Source organism: Acidothermus cellulolyticus 11B (genome assembly GCF_000015025.1).
In the GTDB taxonomy this organism is placed as follows: domain Bacteria; phylum Actinomycetota; class Actinomycetes; order Acidothermales; family Acidothermaceae; genus Acidothermus; species Acidothermus cellulolyticus.
Genome location: NC_008578.1, coordinates 384,439 through 405,119 on the forward strand (window position 1 = coordinate 384,439; position 20,681 = coordinate 405,119).

18 protein-coding genes and 1 pseudogene are annotated in these 20,681 nt (G+C 66.6%); 13 read left to right on the top strand and 6 right to left on the bottom strand.

Annotation, left to right across the window (positions count from 1 at the left end; translation table 11 throughout):
- Positions 1-70: 70 nt before the first annotated feature.
- The 3 genes from ACEL_RS01925 to ACEL_RS01935 form a co-directional block, all read right to left on the bottom strand.
- Positions 71-1,240 carry an endo-1,4-beta-xylanase gene (locus ACEL_RS01925; RefSeq protein ID WP_011719209.1) on the bottom strand — a complete coding sequence of 390 codons (1,170 nt, stop codon included), beginning with the start codon at positions 1,238-1,240 and terminating at the stop codon, positions 71-73.
- Between the two features lie 451 nt (positions 1,241-1,691).
- Positions 1,692-2,090, bottom strand: coding sequence for a hypothetical protein (locus tag ACEL_RS01930; protein WP_148204501.1), 399 nt, complete (start codon positions 2,088-2,090; stop codon positions 1,692-1,694).
- A 117-nt stretch (positions 2,091-2,207) separates the two neighbouring features.
- Positions 2,208-2,939: a PIG-L deacetylase family protein gene (locus tag ACEL_RS01935; protein ID WP_011719211.1), complete on the bottom strand. Its 732-nt coding sequence runs from the start codon at positions 2,937-2,939 to the stop codon at positions 2,208-2,210.
- Between the two features lie 73 nt (positions 2,940-3,012).
- Between ACEL_RS01935 and pcrA the strand changes: the two genes are divergently transcribed.
- Positions 3,013-5,304: a DNA helicase PcrA gene (gene pcrA, locus ACEL_RS01940; protein ID WP_011719212.1), complete on the top strand. Its 2,292-nt coding sequence runs from the start codon at positions 3,013-3,015 to the stop codon at positions 5,302-5,304.
- Between the two features lie 84 nt (positions 5,305-5,388).
- Here pcrA and ACEL_RS01945 read toward each other — a convergent pair whose 3' ends face one another.
- Positions 5,389-6,204, bottom strand: a complete 816-nt coding sequence (locus tag ACEL_RS01945) for a M23 family metallopeptidase (protein ID WP_011719213.1) — start codon at positions 6,202-6,204, stop codon at positions 5,389-5,391.
- A 234-nt stretch (positions 6,205-6,438) separates the two neighbouring features.
- On the opposite strand from ACEL_RS01945, the pseudogene ACEL_RS01950 reads away from it, so the two are divergent.
- Positions 6,439-6,831: pseudogene (locus ACEL_RS01950) on the top strand (cobalamin B12-binding domain-containing protein); the annotation flags it as partial.
- A 47-nt stretch (positions 6,832-6,878) separates the two neighbouring features.
- Here ACEL_RS01950 and ACEL_RS11315 read toward each other — a convergent pair.
- Positions 6,879-7,787 (bottom strand): hypothetical protein, encoded by a 909-nt coding sequence (locus tag ACEL_RS11315; RefSeq protein WP_049751330.1) that lies wholly within the window; start codon positions 7,785-7,787, stop codon positions 6,879-6,881.
- Positions 7,788-7,906: 119 nt separating this feature from the next.
- Positions 7,907-8,542 carry an RNA polymerase sigma factor gene (locus ACEL_RS01960; protein WP_041834872.1) on the bottom strand — a complete coding sequence of 212 codons (636 nt, stop codon included), beginning with the start codon at positions 8,540-8,542 and terminating at the stop codon, positions 7,907-7,909.
- Positions 8,543-8,748: 206 nt separating this feature from the next.
- On the opposite strand from ACEL_RS01960, the gene sucC reads away from it, so the two are divergent.
- The 11 genes from sucC to trpS all read left to right on the top strand — a co-directional run bounded on the left by sucC (position 8,749) and on the right by trpS (position 20,651).
- Positions 8,749-9,927 (top strand): ADP-forming succinate--CoA ligase subunit beta, encoded by a 1,179-nt coding sequence (gene sucC / locus ACEL_RS01965; RefSeq protein WP_011719217.1) that lies wholly within the window; start codon positions 8,749-8,751, stop codon positions 9,925-9,927.
- Between the two features lie 16 nt (positions 9,928-9,943).
- On the top strand, positions 9,944-10,831 hold the full coding sequence (gene sucD / locus ACEL_RS01970) for a succinate--CoA ligase subunit alpha (protein WP_011719218.1): 888 nt from the start codon (positions 9,944-9,946) through the stop codon (positions 10,829-10,831).
- 161 nt (positions 10,832-10,992) lie between these two features.
- Positions 10,993-12,165, top strand: coding sequence for a cell division protein PerM (locus ACEL_RS01975; protein WP_041834873.1), 1,173 nt, complete (start codon positions 10,993-10,995; stop codon positions 12,163-12,165).
- Between the two features lie 44 nt (positions 12,166-12,209).
- A complete protein-coding gene (purN, locus tag ACEL_RS01980) occupies positions 12,210-12,818 on the top strand; it encodes a phosphoribosylglycinamide formyltransferase (RefSeq protein ID WP_011719220.1) in 609 nt (202 codons plus the stop codon).
- A complete protein-coding gene (gene purH, locus ACEL_RS01985; protein ID WP_011719221.1) occupies positions 12,815-14,410 on the top strand; it encodes a bifunctional phosphoribosylaminoimidazolecarboxamide formyltransferase/IMP cyclohydrolase in 1,596 nt (531 codons plus the stop codon). The genes purN and purH overlap by 4 nt, the downstream gene beginning before the upstream one ends.
- A gap of 72 nt (positions 14,411-14,482) precedes the next feature.
- Positions 14,483-15,364 (top strand): bifunctional methylenetetrahydrofolate dehydrogenase/methenyltetrahydrofolate cyclohydrolase, encoded by an 882-nt coding sequence (locus ACEL_RS01990; protein WP_011719222.1) that lies wholly within the window; start codon positions 14,483-14,485, stop codon positions 15,362-15,364.
- Between the two features lie 156 nt (positions 15,365-15,520).
- Positions 15,521-15,805, top strand: a complete 285-nt coding sequence (locus tag ACEL_RS01995) for a DUF3017 domain-containing protein (protein WP_011719223.1) — start codon at positions 15,521-15,523, stop codon at positions 15,803-15,805.
- A gap of 33 nt (positions 15,806-15,838) precedes the next feature.
- Positions 15,839-16,831 (top strand): malate dehydrogenase, encoded by a 993-nt coding sequence (locus ACEL_RS02000; protein WP_011719224.1) that lies wholly within the window; start codon positions 15,839-15,841, stop codon positions 16,829-16,831.
- A 38-nt stretch (positions 16,832-16,869) separates the two neighbouring features.
- Entirely contained in the window at positions 16,870-18,093 is a 1,224-nt protein-coding gene (locus ACEL_RS02005; protein WP_011719225.1) for an NADP-dependent isocitrate dehydrogenase, read from the top strand.
- Between the two features lie 213 nt (positions 18,094-18,306).
- Positions 18,307-19,623, top strand: coding sequence for a hemolysin family protein (locus ACEL_RS02010; protein WP_011719226.1), 1,317 nt, complete (start codon positions 18,307-18,309; stop codon positions 19,621-19,623).
- A 5-nt stretch (positions 19,624-19,628) separates the two neighbouring features.
- Positions 19,629-20,651, top strand: a complete 1,023-nt coding sequence (gene trpS, locus ACEL_RS02015; protein WP_011719227.1) for a tryptophan--tRNA ligase — start codon at positions 19,629-19,631, stop codon at positions 20,649-20,651.
- The last annotated feature ends 30 nt before the right edge of the window (positions 20,652-20,681 follow it).

The following is a 20,681-nucleotide window of genomic DNA, read 5'->3' on the forward strand; positions in this document are numbered from 1 at the left end:
CGGCGGAGGGACCCCAACCGCTTGGGGCGGCACGGTCCGTGCCGCCCCAAGCAGGCGTTCCTACCAACGCTTATCGGCGCAGGGCGTGATGACCGAATCCCGCCCGGTGCGGCGCGCCGGCTGCGAGCGCAAGGGTCTGCTGCAAGGCCGTGTACGCCGGCTTCGGCTGCAGGTTCACGTCGTACAGATTTGCGTACCCTTCGCCGGAGAAGAATCCGGGAATCCACGAATCCGCGTCCCCGAATCCCCAGACCGTGTAGGAGATGCAGTTCTTGACGGCGAGGCAGGCCTTGAGCATCCCGTCGTAGTAGTTCGCCTGCGCGTACGGCGCGAGCGGGTCGGTCGGTTGCTGCGTTGTCGCGTCCGTGACAAAGGTGCGGACATCCGCTTCGGTGATCGCCACCTTCAGACCCAAGTCGGCGTACCGCTGCAAGTCCTCCTGCATCTTTGTCGGGAAGCCGTACTGGGTGTCCAGGTGACCCTGGTCACCGATGCCGTTGATCGGCACACCCTCGGCGAGCATCTTCTTCACCCAGTTGTACACCGCGTCGGCCTTGGCGTTCGTGCCGTCTTCGCCGGCGATGTTGTAGTCGTTGTAGAACAACAGCGCGTGCGGATCGGCCTGGTGCGCCCAGCGGAAGGCGTCGGCGATGATTCCCTCACCGAGATGCTGCACCCAGAAATCGTCTCCGTTGATGCCGTCGGGGAGTGGATGCGGGTCCCAGGAGTTGGCGAAGAATTCATTCGCGACGTCCCATTGCCAGATCTTTCCTTTGAAATGGGTGACTTCGTCCACGATGTGCTTGTGCAGCAGGTCCCGCAATTGCGCGTTGGAAATCGTACCGTTGTTGACGCCCTGGACCAGCCAGTCGGGGAGCTGGTTGTGCCAGACGAGCGTGTGGCCGCGGACGAGCTGTCCGTGTTCTTGCGCGAATTGCACGAGCCGATCGCCGCCGGACCAATCGTACGTACCTTGGGTCGGTTCAACGACCTGCCACTTCATTTCGTTGCCTGGGGTGACGACCGAGAATTGACTGGCGGCGATTGCCGCGTAATCCGGATGGTCGAGGTCGTACGGAATGATGGCGGTACCGACGCGGAGGCCTATCTTCGCAGCCAGCGCGCGGAGCGAATCGGCCGGCGGGTGGTACGGCGGATTGCCGTGCGCGAAAGCCGTGGTGGCCGTCGCGACGACCATGGCAGCGCCCAGCGCCGCTGCCGTCATCGAGCGCATTCTCATCGCATTCCTCCACCGTGTCCGAAATTTTCGGAAATTCTTACGGGACAGACGGACGCTACTGCGGGGCAACCGACGCCGTCAACCCCTCAACGTGAACGAATTGCCGTAATTTTTCGGCGTGTATACGGAGCGTGTACCGGTATGGCTGCGCAGCGTAGCGCTGCCGTACGGCTACCGGTTCCCGATATTGTTTAGAAAGTTTCGATCTCGGGCGGCGGGCGGGTGGTGGCTTGATCTCGATGACACAAGCGGCGGGCAATGGCTGATTTCACTGGCTGGCGGTCGATGACGTGGACGCGGCTTTCCACGGCTGATTCGGCTGGGCCAGGACAATGCGCGAGCGGTCCGACGGCTGCCAGGCTTATGCGCGACCGATCCCACGGCTGCAGGTTTACGCGTGCCGGCCCTACGGATGCCGGGTTTACACGTTCCCGGTTTACGCGTTCCCGGTTTACCCGCGGCTGCTCACCAGCGTCGGCGGTTCGTGCGACTCGAGCCGCATCACCGTGCGCGGCATCGCCGGAAGGTCAAACCAGCCCCGTCCGTCCGGACCCCGCCGGCTCTCGGGAAATCGGCGGAGCAGCTCGCAGTCACGTTCATAACGCGCCCGTTCCACCGGATCGAGTCGCTCGCCGCGTCGTATCCGATGGCGGATTTCGGCAATGGATGCGGCGATGGCCGCTTCTTCGAGCAACCGGATTTCCTGGTCCGGGGCGCCGCGGCATTCCGCGTCGAGCAGTGCCTGTCGTGGGCAGCGTCGGCGAACGCCGAGATTTTCACGGTAGACCTCCAAGGGATCCCCGATGTCCTTGGCAGGTCGGGCAATGAAATCGACCGGCATGTCCGTCATATCGACCAAACTGATCGCCAACTGAAGCGGGCAGCGCAGCGGACGATGGTCCGAATGGGGGAATGTTGGAGGAACTCCGATTGGTGACCACCCCGGACCTGCCGGTGGCGCCACCCGTCAGCCGGTCGCCATGACGTAGAACGCCTCCGCCAACCGTCCCGCCGGAAGACCAGCTCGGGCAGCCGCTTGCCGCAGCCAGCCGCCGACAAATTCCTCGAGCTGTTCCATGTGACCGGTCTGGCTTTCATGCGCCCGCAGGGCGGCGATTTTCTGCGGGAAGGTCTCGGTCACATCGACGTAATGGGAAACAAGCGGCCCGCCCATGATCCACGTCTCGGGAACGGTCCACGCATCCAGCCCTTCCTCGATGCGAAGCTCTGGAAAAGCGAACGGATTGCGCGCGTCCGGGTAAACGGCGTCCAAGGCGGCGCTCCCGGCGGCACGATGGTCCGGATGCGATCGGCCGACCCGCTCGTAATCGCGTTCCGGCGACTGCAGCAGAATCCGCTGCGGCCGCACCTCCCGGATGATTCGTGTGATGTCACGCCGCAGCGCGAGGGAGGGTTCCAACCGCCCGTCGGGATATCCAAGGAAGCGGACGTCGAAGACCCCCAGGCGCTTCGCCGCCTCGATTTGTTCGGCCCGCCGCAGGGCGCCCATCTGGTCACGAGGGAACTCGAGGTCAAAACCACCGGCGTCCCCATCGGTACAGATGCAGTACGTGACGTGGATACCGGCCCCGGTCCATCGCGCGATGGTGCCGCCGGCGCCGAAATCCACGTCGTCGGGGTGCGCGACGACGACCAGGGCTCGTTCGACCTGCTCATCGGGCGTCGGCTGCGCGGGCATGGCACTCCTTGGCGGTGTTGCGGCATCCGGTCGTGCCTCATCGTAGGCAAGGGGGCACGTAGACTCGCAGACGATGTCGCTTGCTGAGCCGCTCTCCGTCCACCGGCCACGTGATCGTGACGTGGCTGACCTTCTCGACGATCTCAATCCGCAGCAGCGGGCGGCTGTCGTGCACAGCGGCGGGCCGCTCCTGGTGGTGGCAGGCGCGGGTTCGGGCAAGACCCGGGTGTTGACCCGCCGGATCGCCTACCTGCTGCGCGCCCGGGGGGTTGCGCCGTCCGAGATTCTCGCCATCACGTTCACGAACAAGGCGGCGGGCGAGATGAAACGGCGCCTTGACGGCATGGTGGGCCGGCTGGCGCAGGCCATGTGGGTCATGACCTTTCACGCGGCCTGCGTGCGCATGCTCCGGGAAAATGCCAGGCGCATCGGCATCCGTTCGTCGTTCACCATCTACGACGCCGCGGACGCCGTCCGGTTGATGACCCTCGTCTGCCGCGAGCTCGACCTGGATCCGCGGCGGTATCCGCCCCGCAGTCTCAGCGCCCAGATCTCAAATCTCAAGAACGAACTCATCGACGAAGACGAGTACTCCCGTCGAGCCAGCACACACATGGAGAAGGCCATCGCTGCGGTGTACCGGCAGTATCAGCAGCGGTTGCGGCAGGCCGGGGCTTTCGATTTCGACGATCTCATCATGTCGACCGTGTCGATGCTCCAGGCATTTCCGGAGATCGCCGCGCAGTATCGACGCCGGTTCCGCCACGTGCTCGTCGACGAGTACCAGGACACCAATCATGCCCAGTACGTGCTGCTCCGCGAGCTCGTCGGGCCTACGGTGCCGCGGTACGCGGTGGACGGCGAACCGCTGCAGCCCGACCGAGCGGGTGACGGCGCGCCGCCTGAACTCATGGTGGTCGGCGATGCGGATCAGTCGATCTATGCCTTCCGCGGCGCGACGATCCGCAACATCATTGAATTTGAGCGGGATTTCCCCGATGCGACCGTCATCACCCTGGAACAGAACTACCGCTCGACACAAACGATTCTTCGGGCCGCCAACGCGGTGATCGAGAAGAACGCCGACCGCAGACCGAAGAAGCTCTGGACCGACGCCGGCGACGGCGTACCGATCGTCGGATTCGTGGCCGACGACGAACACGGCGAGGCGGCGTTCGTCGCTGAAGAAATCGACCGGCTCGTCGACGAGGGCGCGGCGACGTTCAAAGACATCGCGGTTTTCTATCGAACGAACGCGCAATCGCGCGTCTTCGAGGAAGCGTTTCTTCGCGTCGGTCTGCCCTACAAGGTCGTGGGCGGCGTCCGGTTCTACGAACGCCGTGAGGTACGGGACATTCTCGCGTACCTTCGCGTGCTCGCGAATCCAGAGGACGTCCTGTCGCTGCGGCGAATCCTGAACGTGCCGCGCCGGGGGATCGGGGAGCGGGCGGAGGCGTGCATTGATGCCCTCGCCGTCCGGGAGCGGGTGTCGTTCGCCGAGGCGCTCCGTCGCTACGATGAAGCACCCGGTCTTGCGCCGCGTTCGGCATCGGCGGTTCAGCATTTCCTTTCCTTGCTGGACGAGCTGCGGGCTGTTGCCGAGTCGGCTCCCCCGGGGGACGTCGTCGAGGCTGTCATCGAACGGACCGGTTATCTCGCTGAACTCGCCGCCAGCGGCGATCCGCAGGATGAGTCACGCAGCGAGAACGTCCGCGAGCTCGTCACCGTCGCCCGGGAATTTGAGGAGAACAATCCGGGCGGCCGGCTTACCGATTTTTTGGAACAGGTCTCACTCGTCTCCGACGCCGACGAAATCCCGGACGACGCCGACGGCGACGGCGTCGTCACGCTGATGACGCTGCACACCGCCAAGGGCCTGGAATTTCCGGTCGTTTTCCTCACCGGTCTGGAAGAGGGCGTCTTTCCGCATCAGCGGTCGTTCGATGACCCCAAGCAGATGGCGGAGGAGCGGCGGCTTGCCTATGTCGGCATCACCCGGGCTCGGCAACGGCTGTATCTAACCCGGGCGGTGACCCGCGCCCTCTGGGGCGCGCCGCAGGTGTTCCCGCCGTCGCAGTTCGTCGCTGACATTCCGGAGGCGCTGGTGGATTGGCGCCGAGCGGACTTCGGTGCGTCCGCTTCGTCGTCCGCGGTACGTGCGTCCGCTGCGTCCGCGGCACGACCGACGACCGCACCGGTAGTCACGTTGCATCCCGGTGATCGGGTCAACCATGACCGATTTGGCCTCGGAACGGTCATTGCAGTGACCGGTAGCGGTCCGCGGGCGCAGGCACAGGTCGATTTCGGGCCGCGTATTGGTGCCAAGACACTCGTTCTCGCGTACGCACCGTTGGAGAAGCTGTAACCGGGGCGCTTTCGGCGGGTTTTACAACGGGATGCCGACACCTCGCCGTGGATCAGCAGTAACCGGGGCGATGCCGGCGGGGTTTTACAACCGCACGCCGCGGGCGGCAAGGAACGGAACCGGATCGACAGGAACGCCGTCCACCCGGACTTCGAAATGCAGATGCGGTCCGGTTGCGTCACCGGCGGCGCCCACCGTGGCGATTTCCTCGCCCGCATGCACGGTCTCGCCGACGTGCACGAGGATGCGGGACATGTGGCCGTACCAGGTCTGCGTGCCGTCGCTGTCGGCGATTTTTACCAGCCGGCCATAACCGGGGGCCGACCCGGCGAAAATGACGGTGCCGTCCGTCGCGGCGAGAATCGGTGAGCCGTAACGGCCGCCGAGGTCGACACCCGCGTGCAGCCGGCCCCATCGACGGCCAAATGGCGAGGTGATTGGCCCGTAATTCGGCCGGACCCAGTGGGGGGCAGGAGGCGCTGGTGCTGGAGTTGGCGACGCGTTCGATCCCCCCTCATCGGCCGGTGCGGTGTCTGGTGCCGGGTTGTCCGGCTGATCGGCGGGTCCCGGCGTCTGGAGCGTGCCAGGGTCCGGAGCCGGTAGGCCGTCGACGAGGTGGTTCTTGTTGAGGAGGTCGGAGAAGAAATTCAGTCCGCTGAGAGTCGCGGTCGCCGGCGGTGCCGCGGACGTCGACGCGAGCCCGGTCTCCGAACCGCCGATGCCCGGTCGATTCGCGGCACGTGCGGCCCGCGCGGGGAGTCGGCGGACGACGGCGATTCCGCTGTCGGTTGCGCCGAAACTGTTACCGGGTGCCGCGGATGCGGTTGTTATGATCCGCGGCGCGGTATTGCCGATACCCGCTCCGATACCCGAGGCGTTGACCGCTGTGATGAACAGCACACAGCCGCCGATGGTGAATCGGCGACGACGAAACGACCTCGAAGGACGTGACGTGGGCAAAGCCGGGCCTCCGTTGGCGTTGTTGGGCGCTGCACGGTACGCGATGGCTCCCCGTCCGATCAAGGATCGGCCGCCAAGAGACTAGCGGTCGTGCGTGCGACGATGCAAATCGGGTCGGCCCAGTCGAGATATGCTCGAAAAGTCAGGTTTTTTCCGGAATCGTCCGGAGGCGCGATGGCTGTGGACCGGCGGTGTCGCATCGTCCTCGCTAAACCCGGGCTGGACGGGCACGATCGCGGCCTGAAAATTGTGGCGCGCGCCCTGCGTGACGCCGGATGTGAGGTTATTTACCTCGGGTTGCACCAATCGCCGGAAGCGATTGTTTCCGCGGCCGTCCAGGAAGACGCCGACGCAATCGGGCTCTCCATTCTCTCGGGCGCACATATGACGCTTTTCCCGCGGGTCCTCGAATTGCTTGCCGCGAAGAATGCGCGGGACATCATTGTTTTCGGCGGTGGGATTATTCCGGCCGACGACATCGCCCGCTTGAAAGCGATGGGCGTGGCCGCGCTTTTCCCGCCGGGGACGCCCACCCGCGACATCGTCGAGTGGGTCCACCAGCACGTGACGCCGCGGAGGCGGACGTTCGATCCGGACAGCAATGCGCCTGTGGTTCAGGACTCAGCGGAGCCGGACGCCGGCGGACCTTGATTCTCGCCGTGATGCTCCGACTGGCCGCGGTCGGATCCGGGGTTCTCCGTACCGCCGGTCGGGCCGGACGACTCGGGTTTCTGGTTCTGCCTGTGCTCGTCCCCGGGATTTCCCGGCGAGCCGTGGTCACCGGGATTCCCGCTGTTTTCGCCGGTGTTGGCCGGCATGTGCTCCGGCGCGGTCTCCTTCCCTGCCAGAACCGTGTTGCAGTAGGCGGTGATGTGATCCGTGCTGTCGTCGCCGACCAGCGTCGTCAGCTGGCCGCGCAACCCGGATGGCGTGTGCCCGGCTTGTACCGCGGCCAGCCACGCCGTGCACAGTCCGGTGGCCGCCGGCGAAGGCACGGTGCCGCCGTGCGTTTCGCCAGGCCTTGACGGGGTGGGCGACGGTGACGAGGTTGCGCTGGATAGCGGGCTGGTCAGGCTCGGTGATGGTCCGCTCGGCGGCGTCGGAAAGCTCGATGCCGGATTCGGAGCGGGGGCGCCGATGACGCGATGCGCAACGCTCTGGAGGCTGGCAGGCAACGCGCTGGCGTACGCCGCCGTGACGAGCGCAACCGCTGCGGTCGCCAGTCCACTGGTGGCTCCGACAAGCCGACGGGAGAAGCGGTGTGCCGGCCTGCCCGCCGGGTTCCGCTCCCGCCCCCGGGCCGCGACGTACCGGCGGAATGCCGCGCGGAAGACCTGCTCGTCAGCGAATTCTTCGGGATGCGGGGGCGCGGCCGCCGCCTTGAGGACTCGGGTCACCGCGGACCATGACGGGTGCACGGCGTCACTCGACGCACCAGGTGCGAGCAGCGTGTCGAGCTCCGGCACCTCGTGTGGTGGACGCCGGGTGACCAGCCGGTAGAAAAGCCTCACGGTCGCACCCATCTCCTCACGGCTTCGCTGTCATTCCAGGGAACGTGGTCATTCCAGACAACGTGCACGACGACCGTCCCGTTACCAGATGGGGCTTCCCGCCGTCGGACCGGGCGGCGGTATCCACTCCGTCAGGTCGCATCGCGCCCTACCACGCCGAAGGGAGGTATCTCTCGCGGTCTCGGGCTTTCACCCTGCGGTACGGCGCCGGTCAGGGAACCGGCGCGGCTGATCAGAATGTCGTGCAGCCGGCGCAAGCCGCGATGGCAGGCCACCCGCACCGTCCCGGGTCGTTTGCCGACGATGCGGGCGACCTGATCGACGTCCAGGCCGGCGATGACGCGGAGCACGATGATTTCCGCCTGCTCCGCCGGGAGCTGACCAATGAGCCGCAAGGCCTCCCGGGTTTCCAGCAACTCGATGGCGTCGTCCGCGGCGTCGGCGGGATGGGGTGCGGCGGGCAGCTCGGCGTCGTGCGCGAGGGGTTGCGCGGGCCGGCGTCCTTCGTAGCGACGCCAGTCGACCACCTTGCTCCGCGCCACGGTGAACACCCAGCCACGGAAACCCGCCTCGTCGCCACGGAAGCGATCAAGACCGCGAATGACGTGCAGCCAGGTTTCCGATGCGAGATCCTCGGCCGCATCGCCGGCGATGACGCGGAGGTAGCGCAGGAGCGCCGGGTGAACGTCGCGCCACAGCGTCGCGAAGGCGTCTTCTTCCCCAGCCTGGGCGGCCTGGAGCAACGCGGCGAATGACGGATCGGGCATCGGTTGTCTCATCGGTCGACGACGGTGAATTGTGTACGGTTCGACACCCGGCCCGCGGCTAGGGGTGGCGGAACGGAGATCGTTGACACTGGTTACGCTCGACCGCGTCGAATGTCGACGCGCTGACGCCGGTGCGCATCACCTGCTGACCGGCGGCCGGCTGCGTCAGCCGCGCCGGCAGCACGGACCGAGACCGAGGACGTGTCGTGGACCTTTTCGAGTACCAGGCCAAGGAGTTGTTCGCGGCGCACGGTGTTCCGATTACCCCCGGCGAGGTCGCGGAGAACCCGGATCAGGCAGCGGATATTGCCCGACGTCTTGGCGGCCGGGTCGTCGTCAAGGCGCAGGTGAAGACCGGAGGCCGGGGGAAGGCCGGTGGGGTGAAGCTGGCCGATGATGCCGACGCGGCGGCAGCCGCGGCGGAAGCGATCCTCGGCATGGAGATCCGCGGTCATCGAGTTCACCGGGTGCTGGTCACGACCGCGGTCGATATCGCCCACGAGTACTACGTCGCGTTTCTCGTCGACCGGTCCCGGCGGTCCTTCCTGGCGATGGGTTCGGCCGAAGGCGGGGTGGAGATCGAACAGGTCGCCGCCGAGAATCCGCAGGCCATCGTCCGCGTTCCCATCGACGCCACCGAGGGAGTCGATGCGACCCTGGCCGCCCGCATCGCCGACGACATTGGCTTTCCCGCCGCGGTCCGCGACGAGGCGGTGCGGATCCTCCGAGGCCTGTGGGAGGCCTTTCAGGCCGAGGACGCCAGCCTTGTCGAGGTCAATCCCCTGGTCCGCACCCTCGACGACCGGCTGATCGCACTCGACGGCAAGGTGACCCTCGACGACAACGCCGATTTTCGCCATCCCGACCGAGCACGGTTCGCCGACCCGAGCGCCGCGGATCCACTGGAAGCGAAGGCAAAAGCAGCCGGGCTCCATTACGTGAAATTGGACGGCGAGGTCGGTGTCATCGGCAACGGCGCCGGGCTGGTGATGAGCACACTCGACGTCGTGGCGTACGCCGGCGAAACGTACGGCGGAATACGCCCGGCGAATTTCCTCGACATCGGCGGCGGGGCCTCCGCGGAGGTGATGGCCGCCGGATTGACGGTGGTGCTTGCGGATCCAGCAGTGCGGGCGGTGTTGGTGAATGTCTTCGGCGGTATTACCGCGTGCGATGCCGTCGCCCGTGGAATTGTCGCCGCGTTTGAGAATCTGATTGCGGCTGGTGAACGCATCGACGTCCCGTTGGTCGTCCGGCTTGACGGAAACCGGGCGGCCGAAGGGCGAGCAATTCTGGCCGCGGCGCAATTGCCACGCGTCGAACAGGTGGAGACCATGGACGATGCCGCGCGGCGGGTGGCCGAACTCGCCGCGGCAGCACGGTAGGCAAGGAGCGCATTCAATGGCGATATTCGTAGACCGCACCAGCCGGGTCATCGTCCAAGGCATCACCGGGTCGGAGGGGAGCAAGCACACCCAGCGGATGCTGCGGGCCGGAACGACGATCGTCGGGGGAACGAACCCGCGGAAGGCAGGCACCTTTGTGGAGTTCGACGACGTCAAGCTGCCGGTTTTCGCCACCGTAGCGGACGCGATGGCCGAAACAGGCGCCGACGTCGCGGTTGGGTTCGTGCCGCCCGCCGGGGCGAAGGCGGCGATGCTGGAGGCAATCGACGCAGGAATACCTTTGCTCGTCGTCATTACCGAAGGAATTCCGGTCCACGACACGATGTACGCCTGGGCGTATGCGGCGCGCCGCGGGCACCGCACCCGCATCATCGGACCGAATTGCCCGGGCATTACCTCACCCGGCCAGTCGAACGTCGGCATCATTCCGGCCGACATCACCGAACCCGGGAGGATCGGCCTGGTGTCGAAATCCGGGACGCTCACCTACCAGATGATGTTTGAATTGCGCGACATCGGTTTTTCCACCTGCGTCGGCATCGGAGGGGACCCGATCATCGGCACGACGCACATTGATTGCCTGCGCGCTTTTCAAGAGGATCCGGAGACCGACGTCATCGTGATGATCGGGGAGATCGGCGGGGACGCCGAGGAGCTGGCCGCTGCGTACATCGCCGAACACGTGACGAAACCCGTCGTCGGGTATGTCGCTGGGTTCACCGCGCCCGAGGGCAAAACCATGGGCCACGCTGGAGCGATCATCTCCGGCTCGGCGGGAACCGCGCAAGCGAAGAAAGAGGCGTTGGAGCGGGTCGGGGTCCGCGTCGGCCGGACGCCGTCACAGACCGCGCAGCTCGTTCGGGAAATCATGCGCGGTCGTTAACCGGGCGGTGTACGCACCCTGCCCCGGCCGCGGATCGGCTTGGCCGGTAGCCGTGGCCGCCGGTCCAGCGGGCCGCGGGGACGGCGCATTCCCTTCCGCCCGTGGCGATACCGCTCGTGGCAATACCCGTCTTCCCTCCCGGCGGCTGGGACCATAGCGGGGTGAGTGTCACCACCGCGCGACGTCCCGAAGCGATCGACGCACCGGCACCGGCCCGGCTGCCACGGGTGCTCCTCGGGGTCGCCGCCGCGGTCTGGGCCGCCGTCCTAGGCCTGGCCTTTCTGGTCTGCGCCGTGCTCGCCGCATGGGTGAGCGCGGACCACCACGACCCATCGCTGCGTCCTGCGCTCGCGACCGCCGTCCAGGCCTGGCTTTTAGCGCACCGCGACCTGCTGCGATTGCATGCCGGCGGAACGATCGGAATTGCTCCGCTGGGTGTGACGCTCGGCCTGTACCTCGTGCTCGATCGATGCGCCCGATGGATGGCGCGTCGATCCGCTGTCACCGACGCCGCGGGCGCGTTGGGCGTGGCCGGCGCGCTCGCCGTGCCGTACGGCGTCACCGCGGCCCTCCTGACCGTGGCGGGCAAGACCCCCGCTGTGTTGCCCGATCCCCTCGCGGCGCTCGGGGGCGGGCTCGCCCTTGCGTTCGCGGCCGGTCTCGGTGGTGCTTTCCGCGAGGCGGGGTGCTGGCCTGACCTTCGCGACCGGTTCCCGGCAAGCTGGCGGCTCACCGCCGCGGCAGCGGCACGGACCGGTGTCGTTCTGGCCGTCGGTGCGGCTGGGCTCGTGGCGGCGGCTGCCGGCCTCCGGTTTCCGGCGATGGTACGGACGGCGGACCAGGTGGGCGGCGGGGTCGGCAGCGGCATCTTGCTCGGCCTGTTGTCGGTCGCCTACCTGCCGAATTTCTTGGGGTGGGCGCTCGGTTTCGCGGCGGGATCCGGTTTCGCGGTCGGCGTGGGCACGACAGTCGCGCCTGGCGGGGTCCGGCTCGGTCCGGTGCCGATGCTCCCGCCGCTCGGTGCCATCCCAGAGTCGGTGTCCGCGCTTGCGTGGTGCGTCCTGGCGATACCGCTGGCGGCTGGAGCGGCCGGGGGCTGGCGGCTGGCCGAGAACACATTGTCGCGGCGGGTTCTGCTGCTTCGGGCCGCCGCGTTGGCCGGCGCGCTGGCAATGCTTGCCGCTGCCGTGGCCTGGCTCTCCGGTGGATCTATCGGGCCGGGTCGGATGGCCGTTGTCGGGCCGTCGCTCTTCTGGACGCCGCTTGCGGTCGGCGCTGAAGTGTTCGCGGGCGCGGCCGCTGCCGGGTGGCTGCGGAGCAGACAGGTGGCCTGAAACGATCTCCCGATATCGTGGGGCCGGCCGTCACGAAGGAGACCATGAAACGCACGCGCCTCGTCGTCTTAGTGTCGGGGACCGGTACCAACCTCCAGGCACTGCTGGACGCCGCATCCGCCCCCGGTTACCCGGCCGTAGTGGTTGCCGTCGGTGCGGATCGCGATGACGCGCAGGGATTGAAACGCGCAGAACGCGCCGGGGTGCCGACGTTCGTCGTCCGGTTGGCCGATTTCGCCGACCGCGGCGAATGGGACGCGGCGTTGGCGGCGGCGGTGGCGGCGTACGACCCGGACCTCGTCGTCCTCGCCGGGTTCATGAAGCTGGTCGGTACTGCGTTTCTGGCCCGATTTCCCGGCCGCATCATCAATACCCACCCCGCGCTGTCACCGGCGTTTCCCGGTGTGCACGCCCCGCGGGATGCCCTCCGGTACGGGGTGAAAATCACCGGATGCACGATTTTCCTCGTGGATGAAGGCATTGACACCGGGCCCATCATCGCCCAGGCTCCGGTTCCGGTGCGGGTGGATGATGACGAAACGTCGCTGCACGAACGCATCAAAAGTGTGGAGCGCGCGTTGTTGGTGGACACCGTCGCCCGCATGGCGGCGTTCGGTTGGACGGTAGACGGAAGGAAGGTCACGATTCCGTGAGCACGTTCGATATTCCCGATACCGCTGAGGCGGGCCGGCGCCCGATCCGCCGGGCGCTGGTCTCGGTGTATGACAAGACCTCCCTCGTTGAATTGGGCCGCGGTCTCGCGGCGGCCGGAGTCGAAATCGTCTCAACGGGAAGCACGGCGAGTGTCCTTGAAGAGGCAGGTGTTCCCGTCGTCCGGGTCGAAACGGTCACCGGATTTCCGGAATGCCTCGACGGCCGCGTCAAGACGCTGCATCCCGCGATTCATGCCGGGCTCCTTGCGGATGTCACCCGGCCGGAACACGCTCGGCAACTCAGTGACCTCGGTGTGCGGCCCTTTGACCTGCTCGTGGTCAACCTCTACCCGTTCTCCGAGACCGTGGCGCGGGGAGCGTCAGCTGCGGAGGTCATCGACCAGATCGATATCGGCGGTCCGGCGATGGTCCGCGCCGCGGCGAAGAATCACCACTGTGTCGCCGTCATCACCTCACCCGCGCGCTATCAGGACGTCTTGGATGCCGTGCATCACGGCGGTTTCACGGACGCCGAGCGCCGGGCGCTCGCCGTTGAGGCGTTCGTGCACACGGCGTCCTATGACATCGCCGTCGCGACCTGGATGGGTGGTTCGTACACGCCGACAGATGAGGGAAGCGGATTTCCCGAATGGCTCGGGGCAAGTTACCGGCGCGCTGAGATATTGCGGTACGGCGAGAATCCGCATCAACGGGCGGCCCTCTACCGGGCGGACCACGCCGCTCCCGGGCTGGCGCAGGCGCGGGTTCTGCACGGCAAGGCCATGTCGTACAACAACTACGTGGACACCGACGCCGCGCATCGGGCGGCGTACGACTTCACCGAACCGTGCGTCGCCATTGTGAAACACGCAAACCCGTGCGGCATAGCCGTCGGCCGGGACATCGCGGAAGCACACCGTAAAGCCCACGCGTGTGACCCCGTCTCGGCATATGGCGGCGTCATTGCGGCGAATCGGGAAGTCAGCGTCGCCATGGCGGAACAGATTGCGGACATTTTCACGGAAGTGGTCTGTGCGCCGAGTTACGCCGAGGGAGCCCTCGACATTCTCACTGCGAAGAAGAATCTGCGCATTCTGCTCTGTCCCGGACTGCACCCTGCGCACCGGGTGCGGGAATTCCGCCGGATCAGCGGGGGGCTTCTGGTGCAGACCGTGGACAACCTCGACGCCGAGGGTGACGACCCGGCGAATTGGCAACTGCGCGCCGGGGAGCCGGCGGACGACCAGACGCTCGCGGATTTGGAGTTCGCCTGGCGGGCGGTGCGGTCGGTAAAGTCGAACGCCATTCTGCTTGCCGCCGACCGCGCATCGGTCGGCGTCGGAATGGGCCAGGTCAATCGGGTGGACGCCGCCCGCCTGGCGGTGCAACGGGCCGGCGACCGGGCGAAAGGCGCGGTCGCCGCATCGGACGCGTTCTTCCCGTTCGCCGACGGCCTGCAGGTTCTGATCGACGCCGGAGTCCGAGCCGTGGTGGAGCCCGGCGGGTCCGTGCGTGACGATGAGGTCGTCGAGGCTGCACGCCGAGCCGGTATCACCCTGTACTTCACCGGAAGCCGTCATTTCTCCCACTGACGCGACAGCGGCTCGGTTGGTGCGAATTCTCGGGGGCGCAAGCGTATCGACGACGTCAGGAGGGTGGAGCCGATGGGTGCGGTCATTCTGGACGGGCGGGCCGTTGCCGCCGACATTCTTGCGGAATTGACGGAGCGCGTCGGCCGGCTGCGCGGCCAGGGCGTGCTCCCGGGGCTCGGTACAGTGCTCGTCGGCGACGATCCGGCGAGTCACGCCTATGTCGCCGGCAAGCATCGGGACTGCGCGAAGGTCGGCATCGCCAGCATCGAGCGCACCCTTCCGGCCTCCGCTTCGCAGGCGGAGGTGGCCGCGGTGATCGACGAATTGAATGCCGACCCGGCGTGCACCGGTTACATCGTCCAGTTGCCGCTGCCCGCGGGTCTCGACGAGGTCGCGGTTCTTGAGCGGATGGATCCGGCGAAGGACGCTGACGGGTTGCATCCGGTCAATCTCGGCCGGCTCGTTCTCATGCGGCCGGGGCCGTTGCCCTGTACGCCGCGCGGGTGCCTGGAATTGCTGCGCCGTTACGAGGTGCCCATCGCCGGCGCGGACGTCGTCGTCATCGGCCGGGGCATTACCGTCGGGCGGGCGCTCGGTCTCCTGCTGACCCGCCGAAGTGAGAATGCGACCGTTACCACCTGCCACACCGGGACGAAGGACCTTGCTGCGCACGTCCGGCGCGCGGACATCGTCGTCGCCGCGGCGGGCGTTCCCGGGCTGGTCACGCCGGACATAGTGAAGCCCGGGGCCGCCGTGCTCGATGTCGGCATCACGCGGGTCATCGGGGACGACGGTCGAGCGCGCTACACCGGCGACGTACACCCCGATGTCCGGGAGGTCGCGGGCTGGTTGGCGCCAATGCCTGGCGGTGTCGGACCGATGACCCGGGCGATGCTTCTCGCCAACGTCGTGGAAGCCGCCGAGCGCCAGGCAGGTTTTCCCGCCGCCTCGTAGCCGAATTGCCGGACGGCGGCGCCCACCTGCGTCGGCCCGCCTGCCGGTCCGCCACCGGCCTGCCCGGCTCGGCAGACTGAGCATTCCCGCGGCATGACCTGCGACGACGAAAGGGCCGACGCCGGTAGGCTCGACCCAGGTCGAGAAAGGGCATCCATGGACGACGACCGCCGTCAGGAGCCACCGAAGTGGCACACCGAAGTGCCGCTCGCGCTGGCTCTTGCCGGCGTGAGTGTCGGCCTTTTTGTCATTGCCATCCACCATTTCCGGTGGGGTGTGGCAGCGATTGCCGTTTCTTTGCTTGGCGCAGCCTTTCTCCGGCTGATTCTGCCGGCGCGACGCGCTGGCCTGCTCGTCGTCCGAAGCCGTTTCGTCGACGTCGTCACGCTGAGTACGCTCGGCGGAGCGCTCCTTCTGCTGGATCTCGTCACCCGGCAGTAAGGGCTCGATGCAGGCGGGATAGGATAACCGATCATGAGCGCTCCGACAGGGAATTCTCCAGAACGACGCGGCAAGGTCGCCGTCATCGGCGCCGGTTTCTACGGCTCCACCACGGCGCAACGGCTCGCCGAGTACGACATCTTTGAGACCGTCGTGCTCACCGACATCATCGAAGGCCGTCCCGAAGGCTTGGCCCTGGACATCAACCAATCCCGGCCGATCGAGGGTTTCGAAACCAAAGTGATCGGTAAGACCACCAGCCCGGACGGCGCAGGGTACGAGGTCATCGCGGACGCGTCCATCGTCATCATCACGGCCGGGGTTCCGCGCAAACCCGGTATGAGCCGCATGGATCTACTGGAGACGAACGCGCGGATCGTCCGCGGCGTCGCCGAGAACATTGCGAAGTATGCGCCGTCTGCCGTGGTCATCGTCGTCAGCAATCCCCTGGACGAAATGACAGCGCTGACCCAGTTGGTGACCGGTTTTCCCAAGAATCGGGTGATGGGGCAGGCCGGGATGCTCGACACCGCGCGTTTCTCGCATTTTGTCGCCGAGGAGCTTGGCGTTCCTATCCGCGCGGTGCGCACCCTCACCCTCGGGTCGCACGGCGACACGATGGTGCCGGTGCCGTCGCAGTGCTTTGTCACCATCGACGGCGAGCAGCGTCGTCTGGCCGATCTCGTGCCGCCGGAGAAAATCCAGGAACTCGTCGAGCGCACCCGCAACGGCGGCGGCGAAATCGTCGCCTTGCTCAAGACCGGTTCCGCGTATTTCGCGCCGTCGGCGGCAGCGGCACGGATGGCCCGCGCGGTGGCGGAGGATTCCGGCCAGGTGCTGCCGGTCTGCGCGTGGGTCGACGGCGAATACGGCATTCACGGGGTGTATCTCGGGGTGGAGGCGGAAATCGGCGCCCAGGGCGTACGACGGGTGGTCACCACCCCCCTGACCGAATCCGAACTGGCCGCACTCCATGAGGCGGCCCGCGCCGTCGCCGCCAAGCAGGCCGACGTCGCGAATTTGTAAGCGCATGGCCCGGGGCGAGGAGATCGACGAGGAGAACAATGCCGAAGATTAAAGTCGCCAATCCGATCGTCGAACTTGACGGCGATGAGATGACACGGGTCATCTGGCGCATGATCAAAGAGCAGTTGTTGTTTCCCTATCTCGATATTCCGCTGCTATATTTCGATCTGGGCATTGAGAATCGCGACGCGACCGACGATCAGGTGACCATCGACGCCGCGTACGCCATCAAGGAGCACGGCGTCGGCGTCAAGTGTGCGACAATCACGCCGGACGAGGCCCGGGTCGCCGAATTCGGGCTGAAAAAGATGTGGAAGTCGCCGAACGGCACGATCCGTAACATCCTCGGGGGCGTGATTTTCCGCGAGCCAATCATTATCTCGAACATTCCACGGTTGGTGCCGAGCTGGACGAAGCCGATTGTCATCGGACGTCACGCGCACGGCGACCAGTACCGCGCGACCGATTTCGTCGTGCCCGGCCCGGGTCGGGTCACCCTCACCTACACCCCAGCGGACGGCGGTGCCCCGGTCGAGTTCGAGGTGGCGGAATTCTCCGGCGGTGGCGTCGCTCTCGGCATGTACAACTACGACGAGTCGATCCGCGATTTCGCCCGGGCCTGTTTCCGGTACGGCCTCGACCGCGGATATCCCGTCTATCTCTCCACGAAGAACACGATTCTCAAGGCCTACGACGGGCGGTTCAAGGACATTTTCGCCGAGGTCTTCGCCCAGGAATTCGAGACGGCGTTCAAAGAAGCCGGGCTCAGCTACGAGCATCGGCTGATCGACGACATGGTGGCCAGCGCGCTGAAATGGGAAGGCGGCTACGTCTGGGCGTGCAAGAACTATGACGGCGACGTGCAATCCGACGCCGTCGCGCAAGGCTTCGGTTCCCTTGGCCTCATGACCTCGGTGCTGATGACGCCGGACGGCCGGACGGTCGAGGCGGAGGCGGCGCACGGCACGGTGACCCGTCATTTCCGTCTGCACCAGCAAGGGAAACCGACATCGACCAATCCCATCGCCTCGATTTACGCCTGGACCCGCGGTCTGGAGCATCGCGGGAAACTGGACGGCACCCCGGAGGTGGTCCGGTTCGCGCGCACGCTCGAAGAGGTGTGCGTGCGGACGGTCGAGAGCGGGAAGATGACCAAGGACCTCGCGATGCTGGTCGGGCCGGAGACCCCGTGGCTCACCACCGAAGAATTCCTCGCTGCCCTTGCGGAGAATCTCCAGGCTGCGCTCGCGGCGTCGTCCTGACGGCTGCGGACGGCGCCTGACCGATCGGTCAGGCCGTGCCGGCGTCACGCCGTGCGGTCGCGCGGCGCCGCTCGGGACCGCGTGAGCCCGCTACGCTAAAGGTCATGGACGACGGCCATAGTCCCGGGCCGCCATCGGGCGGCAGTCAGGGTCCTGCGTCGGCTTGCGGCGAGGGACCGCCGGCTTCGGCCGGTTACCACGGCGGTGACGGCAGTGCGCAGCGTCTGGGTTGACGTCGTCGTCGTCATCGCGCTCATCCTGCTCGAAGCGCTCTTTGTCGCGGCTGAGATCGCGCTTGTCTCGCTTCGGGAGAGTCAGATTGCTGCGTTGGAGAGGCGGGGACGCCGCGGAGCCGCGGTGGCGCGGTTGGCCCGGGATCCGAACCGCTTCCTGTCCGCCGTCCAGATCGCGATCACGCTGACGTCGCTGCTCTCGTCGGCGTTCGGCGCGGTGACTCTCGCGCACGCCACGGCCGATGGGCTGGTCAGCCTCGGTGTGACGCGGGACACCGGGAACGTCCTCGGCTTCCTGTTCGTCACGATTGCGATCTCTTTCGTCACCCTGGTGATCGGCGAATTGGTGCCGAAGCGGCTGGCGTTGCAGCGGGCCGAGGGCACGGCGCGACTCATCGCTCCCACCCTCGACCGTCTGGCGCGCTTCCTCACCCCGGTTATCGCGCTGCTCTCCGTGACGACCAACGCGATCGTCCGCCTGCTGGGTGGGGATCCAAAGGCAGCGCGGGAATCGATGAGTGAAGAGGAGCTGCGCGGCCTGGTCACCAGCCATGAGGCGCTCGGACGGGACGAGCGGCAGCTCATCGATGAGGTATTCACCGCCGGCGACCGGCGGCTGCGCGAGGTGTTGGTGCCCCGCACCGAAGTGGAGTTCCTCGACGCGACGATGCCGGTCGGCCAGGCGCTGGCGCAGCTGCGGTCGACGATGCACTCCCGCTACCCGGTTTTCCGCGGTTCCCATGACGAGATCATCGGCATGGTGCACGTGCGAGACCTGCTGGCCGCCCAGGCCGAGAACCGGGGCCGGACCGTGCGAGTCGGCGATCTCGTCCGGCCGGTGAAGCTGCTGCCGGACGGGCTCGGCGTCCTGCAGGCGCTGAGCGAGATGCGGCGGGAGGGGCATCGCCTCGCCGTGGTCGTCGACGAGTACGGCGGCACCGCCGGCATTGTCACATTGGAAGACCTGGTCGAGGAGATCATCGGCGAGATCCGCGACGAGCACGCACCCGACGGGGTGGACGCGTCCGCCTCGGGCGAAATGATTGTCGACGGCCTGACCCACACCGAGGATTTCGCGGAAGAGACCGGCATCCGGCTCCCCGACGGGCCGTACGAGACCGTCGCTGGTTTCATGCTCGCTGCACTGGGACACATCCCCGGGCTGGGCGAGTGGGTGGACGTGGACGGCTACCGGTTCACCGTCGCCGAGCTGGACGGTCGGCGGGTGGCCAAGATTAAGATCACTCGGCGACCGACTGAGGCGGGGTCGGCGGCACGTGCGGCTCTGGGAGAATGACCGCCATGTCCGACCCGATGGTGAGCACCGGACGCCGTCCGCGCGTTCTCTCCGGCATTCAACCGACCGCTGATTCCTTCCACCTCGGCAATTACCTGGGCGCCCTCCGGCACTGGGTGGCGCTGCAGGACACCCACGACGCCTTCTACTGCGTCGTCGACTTGCACGCGCTGACGCTCGAATGGGTTCCTGAGCAGCTCCGCGCCCGGACGCGGATCGCCGCCGCCCAGCTCCTCGCGATCGGCCTCGACCCGAGCCGGTGCACCCTGTTCATCCAGAGCCACGTTCCCGAGCACACCGAACTCGCGTGGATCTTCGGTTGTCTGACCGGATACGGCGAGGCAAGCCGGATGACGCAATTCAAGGACAAAGCGTCGCGCAGCGAGCACGTCGGCGTCGGGCTCTTCACCTACCCGATTCTGCAGGCGGCGGACATCGCGTTGTATCACGCGGATCTCGTTCCCGTCGGTGAGGATCAGCGGCAGCACCTGGAACTGACGAGAAACCTCACGCAGCGGTTCAACGCCCGGTTCGGGCCGACGTTCACCGTTCCCGAACCGTATATCGTAGGCGAAACCCGAAAAATAGCGGATCTGCAGCATCCGACGGCAAAAATGAGCAAATCACTGCCGGAGGCGGGAACGCTGTACCTCCTTGACGAACCGCGTCGTCTCGCGAAGAAGATTCGTTCCGCGGTCACCGACAGCGGCACGGAAATCCGCGCGGACGAAGTGAACAAGCCCGGTATCACCAATCTCTTACGGATATTCTCGGCATTGACCGGACGTGACATTGCGCAGTTGGAAGACGACTATGCCGGCAAGGGGTACGGTACATTCAAGAGCGACCTTGCCGATGTCGTCGTCGAATTCGTCGTCCCGATTCAAGAGAGAGTGCGTCGATACCTTGACGATCCAGACACGTTGGACGCCGTCCTCACCGAGGGTGCGGATCGGGCTCGGGCCGTCGCGGCGGAGACGATGGAGACCGTACGGGACCGGGTGGGATTTCTGCCCAGAAAGGCGTGATGTGGTGTTTCGCGGCATCCCGTGTGCCGT